Annotated in this window: 2 protein-coding genes; both read left to right on the top strand. The window is 69.1% G+C overall.

What is annotated here, in order from left to right; all coding sequences use genetic code 11:
* Positions 1-118: 118 nt before the first annotated feature.
* The gene (locus PVW46_RS13665) at positions 119-664 is read left to right on the top strand and encodes an RNA 2'-phosphotransferase (RefSeq protein ID WP_274576213.1); all 546 of its coding nucleotides are present in this window, start codon (positions 119-121) and stop codon (positions 662-664) included.
* A 66-nt stretch (positions 665-730) separates the two neighbouring features.
* Positions 731-1138 carry a (R)-mandelonitrile lyase gene (locus PVW46_RS13660; RefSeq protein ID WP_043141889.1) on the top strand — a complete coding sequence of 136 codons (408 nt, stop codon included), beginning with the start codon at positions 731-733 and terminating at the stop codon, positions 1136-1138.
* The last annotated feature ends 40 nt before the right edge of the window (positions 1139-1178 follow it).

Genomic DNA, 1178 nt, shown 5'->3' with positions numbered 1-1178 from the left:
AACGGTTCCCGATCTATCCCGAGCTCTGAACGCGCACGCAGGCCGGGGATCACCCCGCCGCCCAAGGTCAGGAAAACCGCCGTGGACTTCTCCACGGCGGTTTTTCATATCCATGGGCATGGCAAACGACCGCGACATATCGAAATTCCTCTCCTACGTGCTGCGCCACGCCCCGCAGGAGATCGGGCTCACGCTCGACGCGGGCGGCTGGGCGACGATCGACGACCTGCTGGACCGCGCGCCCATGCCCCTCACCCGCGCGCGGCTGGAGCAGGTCGTCGCCGCCTCCGACAAACAGCGCTTCGCGCTCTCCCCGGATGGCAGCCGCATCCGCGCCAACCAGGGCCACTCGATCCCGGTCGACCTGGGCCTGACGCCGCTCGCCCCGCCCGAAACGCTCTATCACGGCACCCATCCCGGCGCGCTCGACGCGATCCTGGCCGAGGGTCTGCGCCCCATGTCCCGCCATCACGTACACCTGTCACCGGACGTCGAGACCGCCAAAAAGGTCGGCGCCCGCCGCGGCAAGCCGGTCATCCTTGCCGTCGCCGCCGGAGAGATGGGCCGCAGCGGCACGCTGTTCTTCCGGTCGCTGAACGGTGTCTGGCTTGTGGACCATGTCCCGCCCACACGGCTCGAACGCCTGCCGGACGGAGGCCATTAGCCCGGGCTTCCCCCGCACCCGGAATCGCCTAGGGTGGGCATGACGCCAACAGCCATGAGGCCCACCATGCAGATCCATCGCGCCGGTTCCCGCCCTTCCGTCACGCCGAACCCCGACTATTTCACCGGCACCGTCCGCTTCGATCCCGTCATCGCGGCACCGGACCCGGCCCGCGTCCACGCCCTGATCGTCACCTTCGAACCGGGCGCCCGCACCGCCTGGCACACCCACCCACTGGGCCAGACCCTGCACATCCTCTCCGGCCTCTGCCTTGCGCAGAAAGAGGGCGACCCGGTGCAGGAACTCCGCCCCGGAGACACGGTCTGGTTCGCCCCCGGCGAGAAACACTGGCATGGCGCCGCCCCCGATGTCGCCATGTCCCATCTCGCCATCCAGGAGGCCCAGGACGGCAGCGCCGCCGACTGGCTGGAAAAGGTCACGGACGCCGATTACAGCGGCCCCCGCGCCGGCTGACGACCACCCCTGGCTTCTTCTTGGCCAAAATACACCCGGG

The sequence above is a fragment of the Mameliella sp. AT18 genome (assembly GCF_028807275.1).
Taxonomy (GTDB): Bacteria; Pseudomonadota; Alphaproteobacteria; order Rhodobacterales; family Rhodobacteraceae; genus Antarctobacter; species Antarctobacter albus.
The sequence above is the reverse complement of the archived record's forward strand: the minus strand, read 5'-3'. Positions and strand labels throughout refer to the sequence as shown.

What these genes read in the sequence shown, in the direction of transcription:
- PVW46_RS13665 (WP_274576213.1), top strand. Translation starts at nt 119, where the DNA reads ATGGCAAACGACCGCGACATATCGAAATTCCTCTCCTACGTGCTGCGC.
- PVW46_RS13660 (WP_043141889.1), top strand. Translation starts at nt 731, where the DNA reads ATGCAGATCCATCGCGCCGGTTCCCGCCCTTCCGTCACGCCGAACCCC.